Below are 15,967 nucleotides of genomic sequence, written 5' to 3' on the forward strand. Positions count from 1 at the left end.
TCAACTTACTCCGCAGAGCCAAGCATCTCGTGAATTTCATCTAATTTGATCATCTTGTCGATGATTTGCTCACGCGTGGCCACTTTGAGGTCCTCTGTCTTGATCGCGCGGCTGAGATCAAACTTGCCAGAACGCGTGCGCCGTAGCGCAATCAAATGAGCTCCACAGCCTAGATGCTGTCCGATATCATGCGCGTAAGTACGCACATAGAAGCCTTTGGTACACTCCACGGTAAAATCGACTTCGGGCAATGCCACGCGATGGAGTTGGAAGTCCATCACCTTAACGGCTCGCGGCTTGCGCTCCACAGTCTTTCCTTGGCGCGCTAGTTTGTAGAGTGGCACACCATTCTTTTTGATCGCAGAAACCATGGGTGGGATTTGCTCAAAGTCGCCCAAAAATGTGGTGAACGCTTGGTCGATCTCCTCGGCGCTGAATGCTGGCACTTCTTTAATTTCTTCAATGTCGCTTTCCTTGTCTTGCGAGCCAGTTGTCTCACCGAGCTTCAGCGAGCCATCGTAGACTTTGTCTTCAGACATCAATCGATCTTGAAGTTTGGTCGCCTTCCCTATCACCAACATCATCACCCCGGTAGCCATTGGGTCCAAGGTGCCACAGTGGCCAATTTTCTTAAATTTTAACTGACGTCGCGTGATCGCAACCAAATCATGAGAAGTCATGCCGCCGTCTTTATCGACAACCAAAACGCCACTGGGCACCTCCTCGAGTATTGGATTCTCCATAAGAAATGTTGCTTATACTGAAGCCACTGCAGCAATCTGCGCAGTGAGCACCTTAAGAACCTCGCCGCGCACACCATCCAAACTTCCCTCAGTACGAATACCTGCTGCCATGGTGTGCCCGCCACCGCCAAATTGCTTGGCGACTTCGCAGACATCGATGGCTGGATTCTTCGAGCGCATGCTAACCCGGATCTCTCCGGTTTGCAGCTCTTCAAAGAATGCAGCTACCTCGACCCCTTCAATGGCACGAATCATGTCGATCAAACCCTCGCTATCCTCGGGCTTGAGTGATAGCTCTTCTTGCACGGCATACGCCAGCTTCCAGTCGGCTAGGCGACCACCTTCAGACATCTCTAAGCTATTGAGCAAGCGACGTAATAACTCGACTCTTCGGTAGGGATGGGAATCATATGTCTTGGCATTGATGTCCCCCACATCCAATCCTTGTCGCACGAGATCTGCCGCCATTTCGTAGGTCGCTACAGTGGTGCCACTATATTGAAAAGACCCAGTATCAGTAGACACTGCCACGTAAATCGCATCGCGTGTGACGGCACTCATAGGCAAGCCTTCACTGGTGATTAAATGATAAAGAATCTGGCCAGTCGCAGGTGAGCTAGAGTCGATTAAATTGACATCGCCATAGCCTGGATTTGACTTGTGATGGTCGATGTTCAACCAAAGCTTCGCCTTTTCCGCAGCGACCAAGGCATTCGCTCCCAAACGTGGCTTCGTGGCACAGTCGAGGGCAATCGCCACATCAACATCGAGCACCTCGCCAGCCGGCTTCACGATACGCTCAGAATGCGGAAGAAATGCAAGATTGTCAGGTAGACCATCCTCGTTGATGTAATGGACAGTCTTGCCCATTTCTTCCAGCGCATGGCCGAGCGCCAACTGTGAACCAATCGCGTCGCCGTCCGGGCGTACGTGGCTCATCACTACAAAAGAATCATGCTGACGAAGCAGCTCGGCTATCTCGGAAAATGTGGCGTTACTCATGGTGAAATCTTGAATATCCGCGATTGTCGCCAGCATTCGACCACTGGCAAGAAATTTAACCCCTTATTCATCAGGCACAAAAAAGCCGGCTCTCGTACCATCACGAGGCCGGCTAGATTTACCTTCTTCGAGTGTCAATCACTCAGCATCAACAAGCTCAATACGCTGAAGCATCTTCATGTTGCTTGGGTCCTCAAGATTCAACTTTCTCTTGGTTTTCTCGTCGGTAAGGGTGAGCGTAAAGCCCACCACACGATCCCACTCCAAGGTCTCGTCTTCCTTGGTATTGAAGTCGGTGTTCTTGATCGAAATCACATTGTTACCTTCTTTGTTCAGACGACAGCCCCAATGGAAGTTCCCTTGATCGCGGCCATTGCCGAGGAACTTACTATCCGTGCCTAAGCCCACGAGTATTGATTGATCTTTGGCCAATTTCAACGTGATCTGCAACACCTTATCATTAGCTCGATCTAGCTCAGGGTCCTGGAACTTATAGGTCTTGAAAGAACCGTGCCCACGGGTGCTCCAGTTCTGTAGCCCAGCACTAAAGTCATCGAATAGCCCGGTCTTCTTGAGGGCCGCATAACCCTTGGCGAGATCCAAGTCTTCAGGCAGGTACACCTGCTCCGTTGAATTGATACTCAAGGTCTTCGTCGATCCGCGCTCGAGCACCTGTTCTTCAGGTAGGCTGTAGCGGCAAAGCGCGTAGCTGAAGATTGGCAAGTTCGCGTGAACTGCAATGGTTGCGCTGTAACTACCATCTGCCTGCTTCACAGCCTCCGCACTCTTCCAGAAACGCGTGATCGAATTTGGATCGTAACTGTAATAAATTTCTAATGCTTCCAAGCGCTCCGGCTGATCCGGTGTCACCTTGAAAGTCGCGTTGCCGCCCTTGATATCGAGCGTCGTTTGCGCCGTCTTGGGGATGTGTTGCTCTTCACCCACCAAGTACTGCTTGAACCACTGATTCACCATGACCAACTGCTCAGGGCCTGGACCATGATTGGCATGGATGTTCCCACTCACACGCCAATGGTCATGCGGCAGCAAATCCATCGACTGGTTGATGCGCTCAAAAGCTGAGTGAAAGTCATTGGTCGAGGTGATGAACATCACTGGGATATCCACATGAGGCCAATATGCTCCTGGGTCGATCGTCGTCTCATAGAGCTTAATGTCTTTGATGCCATGGATCATGTTCCCAGTCTGCATCCCTGGGAAATTCTTGTTCAAGTTGGCAGTACCACCAACAAATGGAGCCACCGCCTTCAAGCGTTTGTCGATCGAGGTCATCGAGGTGATCGTCCCGCCCATCGAAAAGCCTGTGAAGCCTAGGCGCTCAGGATCCACTTCTGCTTGTTGCTCGAGGAATGTGATCGCACGGCGCCCCGCTAAGGAAAGCTGAAACCAGTTGCTGTTACGCGGGCTCATGATCGGATCGATCGTAAATTCATCAGCCACAAAAGTGCGTTTGAAGCCTTTACGCTTTGCCTTAGCATAAAACCCTGGTCCCTGCGTGGGATCGAGAGCCCCCCAATCCGTCCCCCATTGGTTCTCCGGATCGAGTTCCTCTTCTAGAGGGCGCCCACCCCAGTTGATGTCTACCGTCGCAAAGCCCTGAGTAGCATAATAATGGCTGCGATTACGGTCTGCACGTTGGCCACCTCCGTGAGCCCAGACAAATGCTGCGTTCTTCTTTCCGTTTTCAGGGAAGCTATAATAAGCAGCGATGCGTGATTCCACCCCTTTGAAGGTGCCGAGCTTGAAGGTAATCAGCCGCGTAACCACCCCATCTTTCTTCCATTCTTTGTGCACGTTCACCTCAAGAGCATCAGCTCTAGGATCAAAAGTAGCCCAGAGGTCCACAGCATTTTGTGGCACATCACTGGCTTGTTGGAACGGGCTGAGACTATCAGCTGCGTGGAGGGATAAAACGGGTGAGACGAGCAACGAAAGCCCCAAAATTGCGTGTTTCATGTGACGACAATTACGCACAATCTAGCAGCGTGTATCAACCCAGAGTTTCAATAATATTTAGGATAATGCGAGAAGCCGCAACACATGTGCGGGCTTAATCCATCACACTCCATTGGATCTCAGCCACCTCACCACCATTGAACCAGAGCGTGAGCTCCACATCTGGGTAGGCAATCCCACGGCTGGTCTCTGGCACATGCTTGCCAATCTTCTGCAGATCCAAAAAGGAAATAGCCTCATCCTTGGTTTTGCCAATCAACTTTTGCCCAAAGAGAGTCACTTCAGGGCTCGCGACCTCTATCGTACACAATGCATAGGAAGCGCTTTCATCAAAATTGAGTGAAATCCCAAGATCCCAATAGTGCCAAGCGATAGACTCTTCATCACCAAGGTCAACGCTATCCTTCTCGTCGGGCTCGCCCAAGACTTTCAGCACCTCATCACGGGTGGCGCCAAAGGGTAAATCAGCTAATCCCTTGCCTGGTAAAATTTTTTGATTCATCACGCTAGCTATACTCTTCAATCCGCACTGGTCAACCCCGAGCTGGTTCCATCCACGGATTCTCCTAGCCATTGTTCCTTGGCAGACTCACCAAATTCCACCTCCATCCACTGGATCTCTTCTCCCTCAAACTCGAACTTCCCATTGAAGACCTGTCCCTCAAGCATCTGTGGCAACCAATAACGATCATCTTCCCACATCCGATCAAAGGGGATTTCACTCAGCTTTGTCCACCTCGGATTCGCCTCGCGCGTTGCTGTAGGCACTCCATCAAAATCATAAGACATAAACACATGGCAATGAATGTCTGGAATGTCAGACATCGCGAAATGCAGCTCGCCCATCTTCACCGGTTGCTTGGGAGTGACATGGAGTTCCTCTTGGCACTCACGTATCACAGCTTGCTCTGCAGTCTCACCTGGGTCGATCTTACCTCCTGGTCCATTGATCTTCCCCTCTCCAATACCCGTCAACTTCTCAATCAACAGTAGCTCGCCATCACGTTCAATGAACATCAAGGTCGCAAGAATCTCCCCACGCCAGTTTGTCCAATCAATCTCACTTTCACGCATGCATGTCGATTCCATGGACACAAGTTACACACCCTAACCAGCTCAACTCAAGCATACGATCATCTCACTGCGTAAATTCTTCAAGCATTAACATTACACACTTGCATTTGTAATATTGTTGCATTAATACAAGCCCTGAAAACATGAAACTTCTCATATTCATCACTTTACTCATTGCCAATCTCGCCTCTGCTGCCCCCCTGAAGGTGGCTGTCCTCAGTGAACTGCTTGGAGACTTAACCCAACAGATCGGAGGAGACAAAGTTTCTGTGATCAACCTTGCTGAGGGAATGAGCAATCCGCATGACTTTAGCCCGACCCCGCGTGACATCAGCAAAGCTCAAGGGGCCAGACTCTATATAGCATCAGGCAAGGGACTAGAAAGCTACCTACCAAAACTCAAAAGCATTGTGGGCAGCCAGGCAGAAGTCATCGAACTAGGTCGTAGTGTCGTTTCAATCAAGATCTCTGGTGATTCTGCGGTGTACGCATGCTGCCCCAAACACAGTTTCGGAGCAATTGACCCCCATTGGTGGCACTCCATTGAAGCCTGGCGCCGCGCTAGCACAGCCTTAGCCAAAGAACTCGGCAAAGCAGACCCCACCAATGCAGCCTACTACAAAGCAAGAGCAAAGAATTATCGAAACGAGCTCAGTAAACTCAAGTCATGGTGCAAGAAAGAACTCGCTGGCATCCCGCGCCAGCAACGCTTGCTCACCACAGCACACGCAGCATTCACCTACTTCTGCAAGGAATTCAAGTTCCAAGCGATCCCGATTCAGGGGCTCAACAAACAACAATCCGCCTCTCCGCAATACATCGCAGAAGCGATCAGCATCATCAAAAAGCGCAAAGTCGAAGCAATCTTCCCAGAAAAAGGGGCCAACTCAAAAGGCATCCAGAGTATCGCAAACTCCACAGGAACCAAAATTGCTCCGGCTCTCTATGGCGACACCGCTCCAACGATCAAAGAATTGTTCAGACACAACGTCAGCGTCATCAAGCAAGCGCTGCAATAAAGCACATTTCTCCCTCCGCATCTTCAGTCGCGCTTCATTTGTGAAACCAATCACAGCCTGAGCCAACGAACACAACACACCAAGGATACATACAAAACATGAGAACTACTAAGCTCGCCCTCAGTGCGATTGGCCTCTGTGCCAGCATCGCTCAGGCCAATGAACTCCTCGACAACTTCAGCGTCGACTTCAATGCGCACCTCAACATGGCCGCAGGTGATTCTTCACTCAAGGACACAGCAGCTCTTGCGACCCACGCGCACGATCCTAACGACCACTTCACCCTTCAAGGTATCGAATTAAGCGCATCCGCAAGATACGGCCAACACCTTCAAGGCTTCATCAGTGGTCTCGGATTTTATAACGAAAACAATGAGTTTGATGGAGAAATCGAAGAAGTCTTCGCCAAGTTTGTGGAACTTCCAGGTGGCTTCGAAGCACGCGGTGGTCGCATGCTTGCACGCGTTGGCTCCCAGAACAACCAACACATGCACAGCTGGGACTTTGTGGATGCCAACCTAATCACCACACGTTTCCTCGGTGATGAAGGCCTCATCTCCGAAGGTGGTGAGCTCAGCTGGTGGCTTCCATTCGAGCACAAATCACTATTCTCTGTTGGATACTCCAACGCATTGGCCCACGGACATGGTCATTCTGAAGAGGAAGAAGGTCACGACGAGCATGACGAAGAAGAAGGTCACGACGACGAGCACGAAGAGCATATCGAGGGGGAGAACGCGCTCCTTCAAGACGAGATCATCAACTTCCGACTCAAAGGCATCTACCAATTCAACGACTTCCGCTCACTTACCTACGGAGCTTCCTACCTCACTGGTAAGAATGGTTTTAAAGAACGTGGCCACGTGATCGGCACCGACTTCACCTACCTCTGGCGTGAAAATGGCTTCGAACCAAAAGGAAATCACGTTCGCGCTATCATCGAACCAATCTACCGCACCTTCGACTTCAAGAGTGATGACGGTGACGTCAAAGGCAGTGCTTCTGAGTGGGGTATCCACTCCTCAGTTGGCTATGGTTTCTTGGATGACTGGGAACTTGGTGCACGTTACGACTACACCCAGGGTGTTGATGAACCGATCGAAGGTCTTGGTCGTCGCCACCGCACTTCACTAGCCTTGACTCGCGGGTTCGACTTGAGCGAGATCTTCAAAGGCCACGCTCGCCTTCAATACAACTACGACCGCCTCGAAGAATCACAAAGTGAAAATTCCATTTGGTTGCAGGTCCAGCTCGACCTCGGCAAAGGTGGCGAAATTCGCTAATTCTATTTGATAGGGATTATTCCGCTAACACTAAAAGCTCAGAACCAGCCCCAAGCTGGCTCTGAGCTTTTTTTATGAATTCAGGGACCAATCAATCGGGATAGCAGCGAGCTTGGTAAAAGTACTGTGAGCCTGAGCCAGCACCAGCATCGGTATACTGAATCTCACCCTGAGTATTGCTCGTGATCGTGGCAAGCTGAGACCAACTATTCAGGTCCTGACTGCGCCGAATCACATAGGCTTCGTTGGGAAGCAAACCAGTGAATTGGATTTGATTGTCTACCACACCCAATTGAAGCTCGCTCTCAGGGGCTTCTGAATAAAGATCCACACGCCATGCCAGAACGTACTCTTGGGGTGAGCTTGATTGATGTTCAACACGCAGAGTGTAATTACCCGGAGCAAGTTCTGGCTGCCAAATATGTTCGAGGTTGTTGTCCTTACTATCAGATTGATATACCTCACTCCCATCAGATTTATTGAGTGTCAAAGAAAGGTCATTCAAGGGCAAGTAGGCTGTCGCAAAACCAGTCCCCGTCGTATCGCGGTTCCAACTTAAATTCGCAGAAAGTGCCCCCGCGTGCGCCGTCTCAGGAATCGTGAATTCATACACATCGACACGCATATTAACCTCCCCTACAGCAGTCCCACCAACTGAGTCGTAGTTCCAGCCATAACGACTTACCAAGCCCGGTTCTTGCTCTCCAGCATGAAGAATACGGTAACTATTCAAGATGTTTGATTCTCCAGCACCGTATACAGAATCCAGTGGCAATTCCTTCGAGTTCGACCAATCAACAAATGGCAGTTTATTCGCTCCAGCCAATAAAATACTCTTAATCGTCAACGCTTTTTCGCTGTTCGTAATCTCCGCCGTTTCAGTTTCCTCACCTTCATTAGGCGTCACCCCGTATCGCAAATATAGAGCCATGGACGCCACTGCACCAGTAGCATAGCTTGTCGCACCTTGTGGGTTGACGAGCTCTGGTTTCTGCCGATTTGCCCCTTCATAGCCTGCTGGCACCTGACCAGATGTGTGCGTCCCTTCACTGATCCCAATCGTCAAATTGTTGTGCGCAAAACTAAACAGTCCAGAAAGGGCACTACCAGAGCTATTGCCAGTACCCACAATGTTGATCACATTCGAAACATTTGTCTGCTGATCAATCGAGGCCATAATGAAATCGGTGACCTCTTGCTGTGTGTAGGTTTGAAACGCACCAAGATTGCCAATGTATGCATGACTCATCACTGCCTCATCCCAACCTGTACTTCTGAATAAAATCGTGTTGATGAACGCATTCACGCCATAAGATCGCACTTCATTAACGTCTGGGGTAAAGCTCGTCGTATTACCAAAAAAGTAACGAGCTACTGTGCTGGCATGACCCGAATAACCCGCCCCATTCGTGCCTGGCACATCCACGATTGTTTCATCAGAGAAATTACCATTCTGCGGATCTGGCATGTACGTTGTTTCCACCGAATCCACATAGGTTGATGATTCAACCATCCCTACCGTTAAGTCATCTCTTACTGGAAGAGTCACTCCTCTGAGGTTGGCCCATTCCTGAAGCTCATCCCAACCCACATCATCTCGCCAGTCGGCAAGAACCACCGAAGAGGTAAGAGAAACGACAAGGGAGATACATGTTTGAGTCAGACGGTGCTTCATTGATACCTTGTTACTATAATCAATATGAATAGGAGCTTAGAATCCACTAATTTACTAAATCTGCGCTGAACACCGCAAGCTCAAAGATCTAGCAGAGAGTTCATGATTACAATCCATCTCAGCCCAAGCGCCATCAATCAACCACCCGCTCAGCAAAATCCTCTACGTGAATTCGAACCTGTTTCTCTAGTTTGGCTTCTGTTGAGGTGATGGGAAAAACTGGTCCACCAAAAGATAAGCTGTTGCGGTTAACATCAAGGAAAGGAAGAGTAAATGACTCGGATATCCATTAAAGGTCACAAGATCTCCACCGCAGCCACAATCAATATCGATCTCTCGCACCCAAACGCTACAAATCGCGACAACGAAGCTCAATGTCAGCGCTAAAAAGCCAAACAATGCAGCACGCAATGCTCGGTTGAATACCAAAGCAACGCCAATCACCAACTCTGCAGCTACCACTAGGTAGGCCAGCACCTGATCCCAGGGTTTCATGTTGAAGGGTGCTATTTGGTAATTCGCAACATCTAAGACGAAACCATGCAAGTCAGGAAGCTTCGCTCCCCCGTAAACGAGAAATACCAAGCCCAATAGGAGTCGCAAGACAGTCGCTAACATCTCATGAATGGTTCAACATTGGCTATACCAAACGGCATAGATCATACAATCTCACCATCCGGATAGAGATCGCGATACTTGATCGCCTCCACACCCACAAGCGCAGCAGTCCCCAGCAGCGATTCCTCGGTCACAGTCTTCGGCACCTGTGCAGCAGGACGGCTCAAACCACACAACAGGTGACCATACATCTTCGCACCACCCACATGCTCGAGAAGCTTGAAGGCAATATGCGCGCTGTCCAAATTGGGGAACACCAAGACATCAGCACTCTTCGCAGCGCGTGCGTCTTTAAGCTTCACTTCTGCCGCTGCCATATCGAGAGCCACATCAGCCTGAAGTTCGCCATCGATCTCAATATTCACTCTCTGGCGCTTTGCTAGATCACGGGCCAGCACGGTAGCCGCTGCCACGCGCTTGGATGACGTCGTCGGCATGGTGCCGTGCGTCGAGTGAGATAACATCGCGACCTTAGGCGTGTGCCCCATGAAATGCTCGGCGAGCTTGCCAGTTTCCACGGCGAAACCAGCCAGATCCTCCACGCTTGGCTCAGGGTTTACCCCACAGTCGGCAAGGAAGAGCATCCCCTCGCTCCCAAAGTGTTGAAGTTCCTCTGATGCCATTGCCACCACCGAAAACAAGCGCGGCGTGTGAGGGGACTTTTTAATGAATTGCATCAAGGCGCGGTAAATGATGGCAGGATTCGCTTGATTGCCCGATACCATCGCGTCGGCCTGACCATACTGCAGCATCATCGCCGCAAAATTGTGTGGTTTCACCATCACATCGCGAGTTTCAGCAGCCACTCGACCACGGTAACGCTCCATTTTCTCCAGACGCTTGCAGAAAAGATCTAGATCACTCGAGTCGCGTGGATCGAGTACCTTCACAAACATCAAAGAAACATTCAAGTTCACCGCAATCGCTTGAATCCTCGCACGATTCCCCAACAATATCGGCACAGCCACCTCCAAAGCCACCAGCTGAGCTGCCACGCGTACCACGCGTTCATCCTCACCCTCGGTGAAGACAATACGCTTTGGGTTTCGCTTCAGGGCAGCAAATAAATGATCCGTGAGTGGGTTGGAATGCGTCGTTGGCTTGCTAGATTCGCTCATATAAAATTGGTACTACAAAGATACTTCGAGGATGTTAGTTCACAGCCTTTGCCAGAAGCAATGGAAAAAACGATCATGTCACAATTTGCTATTTCCTGAAATAATGACACAGTTTCGTACTCTCATTAGCGTCCTAGTGAAACTTCTGCTACAGCTGCCTCGTTATAGTATAGAACAAGCCATTGCCTATTTTGAAAAAGATTCTCAAATTTCTGCCAGCAGTCGTGATCCTCGGGTTGGGGTTTGCCGGCTGGAAGCTTTTCACCAAGAAACCTAGCGCTGAGAACGATGGTGGCAAGCAGAGCGCAGTCGCAAAAGCCGGGAAAAAAGCCAAGTACAACCCATATAAAAACGCCATTCAGACCGAAGTGGTCAAACTCAAGAAAATCAATTTTGATGTGACCTTGAGTTCTCACGGGATAGCAGCGCCATCCTCCATCACCCCCCTTACCCCTCAGGTCAGCGGTATTATCCAATCGGTTTCCGACCATTTTTCCAATGGTTCCTTCGTCAAAAAGGGTGAAGTCCTCGTCGAGCTCAACCCAAGCGACTTCGAATCCCAAATCGCTACCGCATCAGCCAATGTCGCCCAGGCTGAAGCCGGCTTAGCCCAAGAACAAGCTCGCGCCGCACAGGCATTGCGTAATTGGGAAGACATCGGCTTCGATAAAGCCCCCAATGACCTCGTCCTGCGCAAACCACAGCTGAAGCAAGCCAAAGCAAACCTAGCCGCACGCCTCGCCGCATACGAACTCGCAAAGCGGAATCTAGAACGTAGTAAAATCAGAGCACCATACGATGCGCGCGTGCGCTCGCGTGATGTCGGTATTGGCCAGTCGGTCGGGACTGGCACAAAACTAGGCGAGCTGTACCCAACCGCATTCGCCGAAGTCCGCCTCCCACTCTCAATCCGCCAACTCAGAAAAATCGACATCGATGAGATCAATTTTTCCGAGGTGCCCGTCACCCTCAATGACTCGCTCAACAACATGCCTGACCGCCATTGGGAGGCAACCTTGGTACGAGCAGAAGGTGAGCTAGACCCAAACTCGCGCGAACTCTTCGTGGTGGCCCGTGTTCATGATCCCTTTGGCATCCATGGCGTTTCACGCAAGCACCCGCTGCGTATGAACCAGCCAGTGACAGCCACCATTGAAGCAATCACGCTGCAAGATGTGGTCGCGATCCCACGATCAGCTCTCTATGGTAAAGATGAAATCATCCTCGCAGTCGACCAACACATCAAACGCGAGACCATCAACATCCTCTGGTCAACCATCGACTACGTCTACACAGACACGCCAGAACTCGATGGCAAACTACTAGCAACCACACGCCTATCCTTTGCTGCCGAGGGAGCCCCCCTGCGTATTCTCAATCAAGAATCTGTCCTCACCAATAGCTCCAGCAAACCGAGCATGTAGCCCTCCATCAGGTGGGCAAGCTCACGAATGCGAAGTATCGACAGCTCTCAATTCCCCGTCCTGAAGCGCTCGGTCAGCCGCAAATTCAGAGAATCCCCCTAGTTTCCCTAAATTTGCCTTGCTTCTCAGCGGATTGATGTCCATAAGCCACGTCCCAACGCGTTTCACTGCCATGGCAAACAAACTAAAAATCGCCTTACCAAAAGGATCACTCCAAGAACCAACTCTCAAGCTCCTTGAGAAAGCTGGTTATAATGTGTATACTTCTGACCGCGGACTTCGCCCATCATCTGACGATGCTGAGCTCGATATCTACATGATCCGCGCGCAAGAAATCGGTGGCTACATCGATTCTGGATTCCTCGACTGTGGAATCACCGGCCTCGACTGGGCATACGAAAACCGTGCCGACCTCGTCGATCTCGCTGAGCTTCCATACTCACGCGCTACCACACGCCCAACCAAGTGGGTACTCGTGGTACCTGAAAATTCTCCAATCCAGTCGGTGCACGACCTCGAAGGCAAGCGAATTGCCACTGAAGGCGTCGGCATCACTGAACGCTACCTCGAAGAAAAAGGTGTCAAAGCTGACATCGAATTCTCCTGGGGCGCTACCGAAGTGAAAGTACCAGATCTCGTTGACGCCATCGTCGATGTGACGGAAACAGGAAACTCCATCCGTGCGAACAAACTTCGCATCCTCGACACACTTCTCACCTCATTCCCACACTTCTACGCCTCCAAGGATGCCTACGAAGACGCATGGAAGCGCGGTAAGATGGAGCGCCTCGTCCTCATGCTCGAAGGCGCACTCGACGCACGGGACAAGGTAGGTCTTAAAATGAACCTCCCAGAAAAATCTTTGCAACAAGTGATCGATACACTACCGTCACTCCGCCGTCCGACTATCTCCCAGCTTGCTGAAGATGGCTGGCTCGCGGTAGAGACTGTGATCGAAGAAACAGTCTCACGCAAAATCATTCCAACTCTGAAGGAACTCGGCGCAGAAGGAATTATCGAGTACCCACTCAATAAACTCGTTCGCTAACCCGACGCACAACGCCGAATCACAATCTAATCGAACCGTAACCAACATAAAATTATGGGAAGCCTAAAAAAACGCCGTAAGGCAAAAATCAACAAGCACAAGCGCTCCAAGCGCTCGAAGGCAAATCGTCACAAGAAGCGCCTTCGTTACAAGTCATAACTGACCTGTAAGAAGCGGAAGAATTTCTTCCTCAAAAAATGCGTGAGCTCTCGGGCTCACGCATTTTTTTTATGAGCATTCTCATGAAAAAAGCACTCAAGAACCATTCAAGAGTGCTTTCATAACCAAGAGAGAAATAAGAGGCGCTACCGTCGGGGTGGGCGGTTCCCGTGAGGCGGTTTCCCGCCCGATGGCGGGCCATGGCCGTGGGGTGGCGGGCCGTGCCCATCGGGTCCTCCCCTACCTCCAGGGCCACCACGCCCCCCACGACCTTGATTGAAACTTGGGTCAGGTGTTCCTTTGTAAAACCTTGGAATGAATGGGAAATCTTCAGTCACCACATAGTAGTAAGTACCCTCTGGAAATTCCGGAGTGACCCCTTCACGACCATTGCAAGCATCGAGATCACCTGAACCTTCAATATATTCATAATCACTGGCAAAACTCCCATCGGCATCCCCACCTGGCCCATCAGGGCTATCTGGCCGCTCGATACCATCTTTCAATTGGTAACTGGACTGCAACTCTTTCAACCCACTCGCAGCATCAGCGGCATCACTGTATGCAAATTTAGCATAGATCGGAAAACCATCAGCTGCCCAGCCAACCAACACCATTTCCTTGTCTTTAAACTTTTTCGCACCATCCAAGGCCTTGATCAGGCCATTTGGCATCGCGTGATAGTGGTAGGCTCCCGTCGGTTGTACGTGCGCATGGCTCTCATCCAGACCGAGGTTCAACGCACTGGTCAATGCTTCATAACTCCACTGAGCTTGGTTGTTCCAGCGCTCCGCAGTTCCTGGTTCGAATACCACACCATTGACTGCCACACCAAAGATACCACGCGCAACCGTAGGAGCGGGGTTCTGCTCAGGCTCCAATGGCATCTCAAACCGATAGCTTTGTTCCGATATCGTGTTTGGATTATTGCGGTTCGGGAATCGGCCTGTGCTGTGATTTGGAATGCCATTCGACTCGATCACCCGCATAGCCCCCTCCACCGTGATCTTCACCTCATTATCGCGAGCTAGCGATTGGGTAGAACGCCTAGTGCGCTCGTGATCACCGTCGTGAGCCATCACTCCCCCAACGCTTAGGAATACTACAGTCATTATGTGTGAACCAATTTTCATCATGTCATTGATAGCAGATGCTTGATTAAAAATGGGTTAAAATTTGAGATATCGCAGGAGCTCAGGCGAGTGGCACACGCAAGGTGAAGCATGAACCGCTCCCCACCTCACTCTCAGCCAAGATCGCGCCACCGTGGGCTTCTACAATCGCCTTGGTAATCGCGAGCCCCAAACCAGTGCTTCCTTCTTTGCCAGTGCGTGCAGCTTCCACACGGTAGAAACGGTCAAACAAATGCTGGAGGTGCTCCTGAGAAATCCCCTTCCCAGAGTCAGCGACCTTCAACACCCAAGATTCGCCATCGACACCAAGCTCTAAACGTATCGTCCCACCTTCGCGGTTGTACTTGATCGCATTGCTCAACAAATTGATAAATACCTGCTTCATGCGCGAGGCATCCACCATGCATTCCACTGGGCTCAGATCACTCACGACATGCAGTGAGGCCCTGTCTGCCAGCGGCTCTAGCAATGCGGTACAATGATGGACCAAGTCATCCAAACGAGCGGGTGCTCGATGAATGGAAAAGCGACCAGAGTCGACTTTCGATAGATCTAGCAACGACTCGATCAAGCCCTGCATGTGCGAGGCTGAGTCATAACAAGATTGAATGGTCTCTTGGTACTTTTCAGGCGATCTCTCCCGTGCTAGTGCCAACTCAGACTTGGCTAAAATAACAGCCAAAGGGGTGCGCATTTCATGCGAGGCATCAGCCGTGAAGCGCACCTGCTGCGTGAACGATTGCTCAATCTTCTCAAAACTATCATTCAGCACCTTGGCCAAACCACTCAACTCATTGGCCGACTTCCTCAAATCAATACGTTGAGAATAATCCCCCTGCGAGATCAGCTCTGCGGTCCCCTCCATCTGATGAATCGGCGCCAGAGCACGGCGCGTCAGCAATGCCCCACCGAGAAACCCCAACACCACCACCGCGCAACCTACCAAAATCAATTGGTTGCGAAAGCTCGCCATCTCCTCGTCAATGATGTCTGCCGAAACCCCCACGATCACCTTACCAAACGGAGTGGGCTGCACCAACTCGCGGTTATTGCCATTCCAACGTTCTTGCACCCCATCGTGCAGAGCCCCCAATTCATGATCACTGGCAATGCTCTCACGCTCTGGAGCCCCCTCTGATCGATACACCAAGCGATCCTGCATCCACGCTTCCACGTAAAAACCATTCTTCTCCATTCTTTTCAATGCCCGGTTGTCACTCAAGCTTCGTTCATCAAATTGGGTTTTCTCTGGATCTTCCCCCGGCGGCACAAAAGCATTCCGATCGCCATCACCACGACGCATCGCTGGACCATATGAGCCCCCAGCCCCCTCCTCTCTTGGGCCACCTTGCTGCCCACTTTCACTTGAATCACCTCTCCCTTGGCCATTGCGCCTATGCGGCGGCAATGGACGCTTGCGCCCCTCGCCATCAGCTCCTGGCCCCCTTCTGCGTTCACCGCGCTGGTAGCCAGGCTCCGCGCCACTCTGACTCAACCCACCTGGCCGCTGTCGAGCACCACCGTGACGGGTGTCTGGAGCCATCCGAAATGCCGGCAAGATAGCGTGCACCGGCTTCCACAAACGCTTATCTAATAGATCAACTTGCACGCGCTTCTCATAAAAATAGAAGGCGGTAAGCATACCGCCAACGATGCTCAGCAAAAGGAGCAAGTGCCACAGCTGAATCTGCCAG

Annotated in this window: 15 protein-coding genes; 5 read left to right on the forward strand and 10 right to left on the reverse strand. The window is 50.9% G+C overall.

The window, feature by feature from the left end:
• Nucleotides 1–5: 5 nt before the first annotated feature.
• The 5 genes from truB to F454_RS14100 all read right to left on the reverse strand — a co-directional run bounded on the left by truB (nucleotide 6) and on the right by F454_RS14100 (nucleotide 4,796).
• Entirely contained in the window at nucleotides 6–743 is a 738-nt protein-coding gene (gene truB, locus F454_RS0103880; RefSeq protein ID WP_018969313.1) for a tRNA pseudouridine(55) synthase TruB, read from the reverse strand.
• 12 nt (nucleotides 744–755) lie between these two features.
• Nucleotides 756–1,745 (reverse strand): DHH family phosphoesterase, encoded by a 990-nt coding sequence (locus tag F454_RS0103885; RefSeq protein ID WP_026292693.1) that lies wholly within the window; start codon nucleotides 1,743–1,745, stop codon nucleotides 756–758.
• Between the two features lie 138 nt (nucleotides 1,746–1,883).
• Entirely contained in the window at nucleotides 1,884–3,722 is a 1,839-nt protein-coding gene (locus tag F454_RS0103890) for an alpha/beta hydrolase family protein (RefSeq protein ID WP_018969315.1), read from the reverse strand.
• A gap of 94 nt (nucleotides 3,723–3,816) precedes the next feature.
• Nucleotides 3,817–4,224 carry a hypothetical protein gene (locus F454_RS0103895; RefSeq protein ID WP_018969316.1) on the reverse strand — a complete coding sequence of 136 codons (408 nt, stop codon included), beginning with the start codon at nucleotides 4,222–4,224 and terminating at the stop codon, nucleotides 3,817–3,819.
• 17 nt (nucleotides 4,225–4,241) lie between these two features.
• Entirely contained in the window at nucleotides 4,242–4,796 is a 555-nt protein-coding gene (locus F454_RS14100) for an 8-oxo-dGTP diphosphatase (protein WP_156817120.1), read from the reverse strand.
• Nucleotides 4,797–4,939: 143 nt separating this feature from the next.
• On the opposite strand from F454_RS14100, the gene F454_RS0103905 reads away from it, so the two are divergent.
• Both F454_RS0103905 and F454_RS0103910 read left to right on the forward strand, forming a co-directional pair.
• On the forward strand, nucleotides 4,940–5,815 hold the full coding sequence (locus F454_RS0103905; protein ID WP_018969318.1) for a metal ABC transporter substrate-binding protein: 876 nt from the start codon (nucleotides 4,940–4,942) through the stop codon (nucleotides 5,813–5,815).
• Nucleotides 5,816–5,913: 98 nt separating this feature from the next.
• The gene (locus tag F454_RS0103910) at nucleotides 5,914–7,098 is read left to right on the forward strand and encodes a hypothetical protein (protein ID WP_018969319.1); all 1,185 of its coding nucleotides are present in this window, start codon (nucleotides 5,914–5,916) and stop codon (nucleotides 7,096–7,098) included.
• Nucleotides 7,099–7,189: 91 nt separating this feature from the next.
• Here F454_RS0103910 and F454_RS0103915 read toward each other — a convergent pair whose 3' ends face one another.
• From F454_RS0103915 to F454_RS0103925, 3 genes are all read right to left on the reverse strand, one after another.
• The gene (locus F454_RS0103915; protein ID WP_018969320.1) at nucleotides 7,190–8,773 is read right to left on the reverse strand and encodes a hypothetical protein; all 1,584 of its coding nucleotides are present in this window, start codon (nucleotides 8,771–8,773) and stop codon (nucleotides 7,190–7,192) included.
• A gap of 186 nt (nucleotides 8,774–8,959) precedes the next feature.
• A complete protein-coding gene (locus tag F454_RS15535; protein WP_018969321.1) occupies nucleotides 8,960–9,391 on the reverse strand; it encodes a MauE/DoxX family redox-associated membrane protein in 432 nt (143 codons plus the stop codon).
• 41 nt (nucleotides 9,392–9,432) lie between these two features.
• Nucleotides 9,433–10,509 (reverse strand): phosphate acyltransferase, encoded by a 1,077-nt coding sequence (locus F454_RS0103925; RefSeq protein ID WP_018969322.1) that lies wholly within the window; start codon nucleotides 10,507–10,509, stop codon nucleotides 9,433–9,435.
• Between the two features lie 191 nt (nucleotides 10,510–10,700).
• Here F454_RS0103925 and F454_RS0103930 point away from each other — a divergent pair, with 191 nt between their 5' ends.
• The 3 genes from F454_RS0103930 to F454_RS16055 all read left to right on the forward strand — a co-directional run bounded on the left by F454_RS0103930 (nucleotide 10,701) and on the right by F454_RS16055 (nucleotide 13,140).
• Nucleotides 10,701–11,933: an efflux RND transporter periplasmic adaptor subunit gene (locus tag F454_RS0103930; protein WP_018969323.1), complete on the forward strand. Its 1,233-nt coding sequence runs from the start codon at nucleotides 10,701–10,703 to the stop codon at nucleotides 11,931–11,933.
• A 172-nt stretch (nucleotides 11,934–12,105) separates the two neighbouring features.
• Complete coding sequence (hisG, locus tag F454_RS0103940) at nucleotides 12,106–12,981, forward strand: ATP phosphoribosyltransferase (protein ID WP_018969325.1); 876 nt, start codon at nucleotides 12,106–12,108, stop codon at nucleotides 12,979–12,981.
• Between the two features lie 54 nt (nucleotides 12,982–13,035).
• Nucleotides 13,036–13,140, forward strand: a complete 105-nt coding sequence (locus tag F454_RS16055; protein ID WP_018969326.1) for an AURKAIP1/COX24 domain-containing protein — start codon at nucleotides 13,036–13,038, stop codon at nucleotides 13,138–13,140.
• 146 nt (nucleotides 13,141–13,286) lie between these two features.
• Here F454_RS16055 and F454_RS0103955 read toward each other — a convergent pair whose 3' ends face one another.
• Together F454_RS0103955 and F454_RS15540 are read right to left on the reverse strand one after the other, a co-directional pair.
• Complete coding sequence (locus F454_RS0103955) at nucleotides 13,287–14,252, reverse strand: YHYH protein (RefSeq protein ID WP_156817121.1); 966 nt, start codon at nucleotides 14,250–14,252, stop codon at nucleotides 13,287–13,289.
• Nucleotides 14,253–14,334: 82 nt separating this feature from the next.
• Entirely contained in the window at nucleotides 14,335–15,915 is a 1,581-nt protein-coding gene (locus F454_RS15540; RefSeq protein WP_169334313.1) for a sensor histidine kinase, read from the reverse strand.
• Nucleotides 15,916–15,967: the final 52 nt, after the last annotated feature.

Origin of the sequence: Rubritalea marina DSM 17716 (assembly GCF_000378105.1) — a bacterium.
Classification (GTDB): domain Bacteria; phylum Verrucomicrobiota; class Verrucomicrobiia; order Verrucomicrobiales; family Akkermansiaceae; genus Rubritalea; species Rubritalea marina.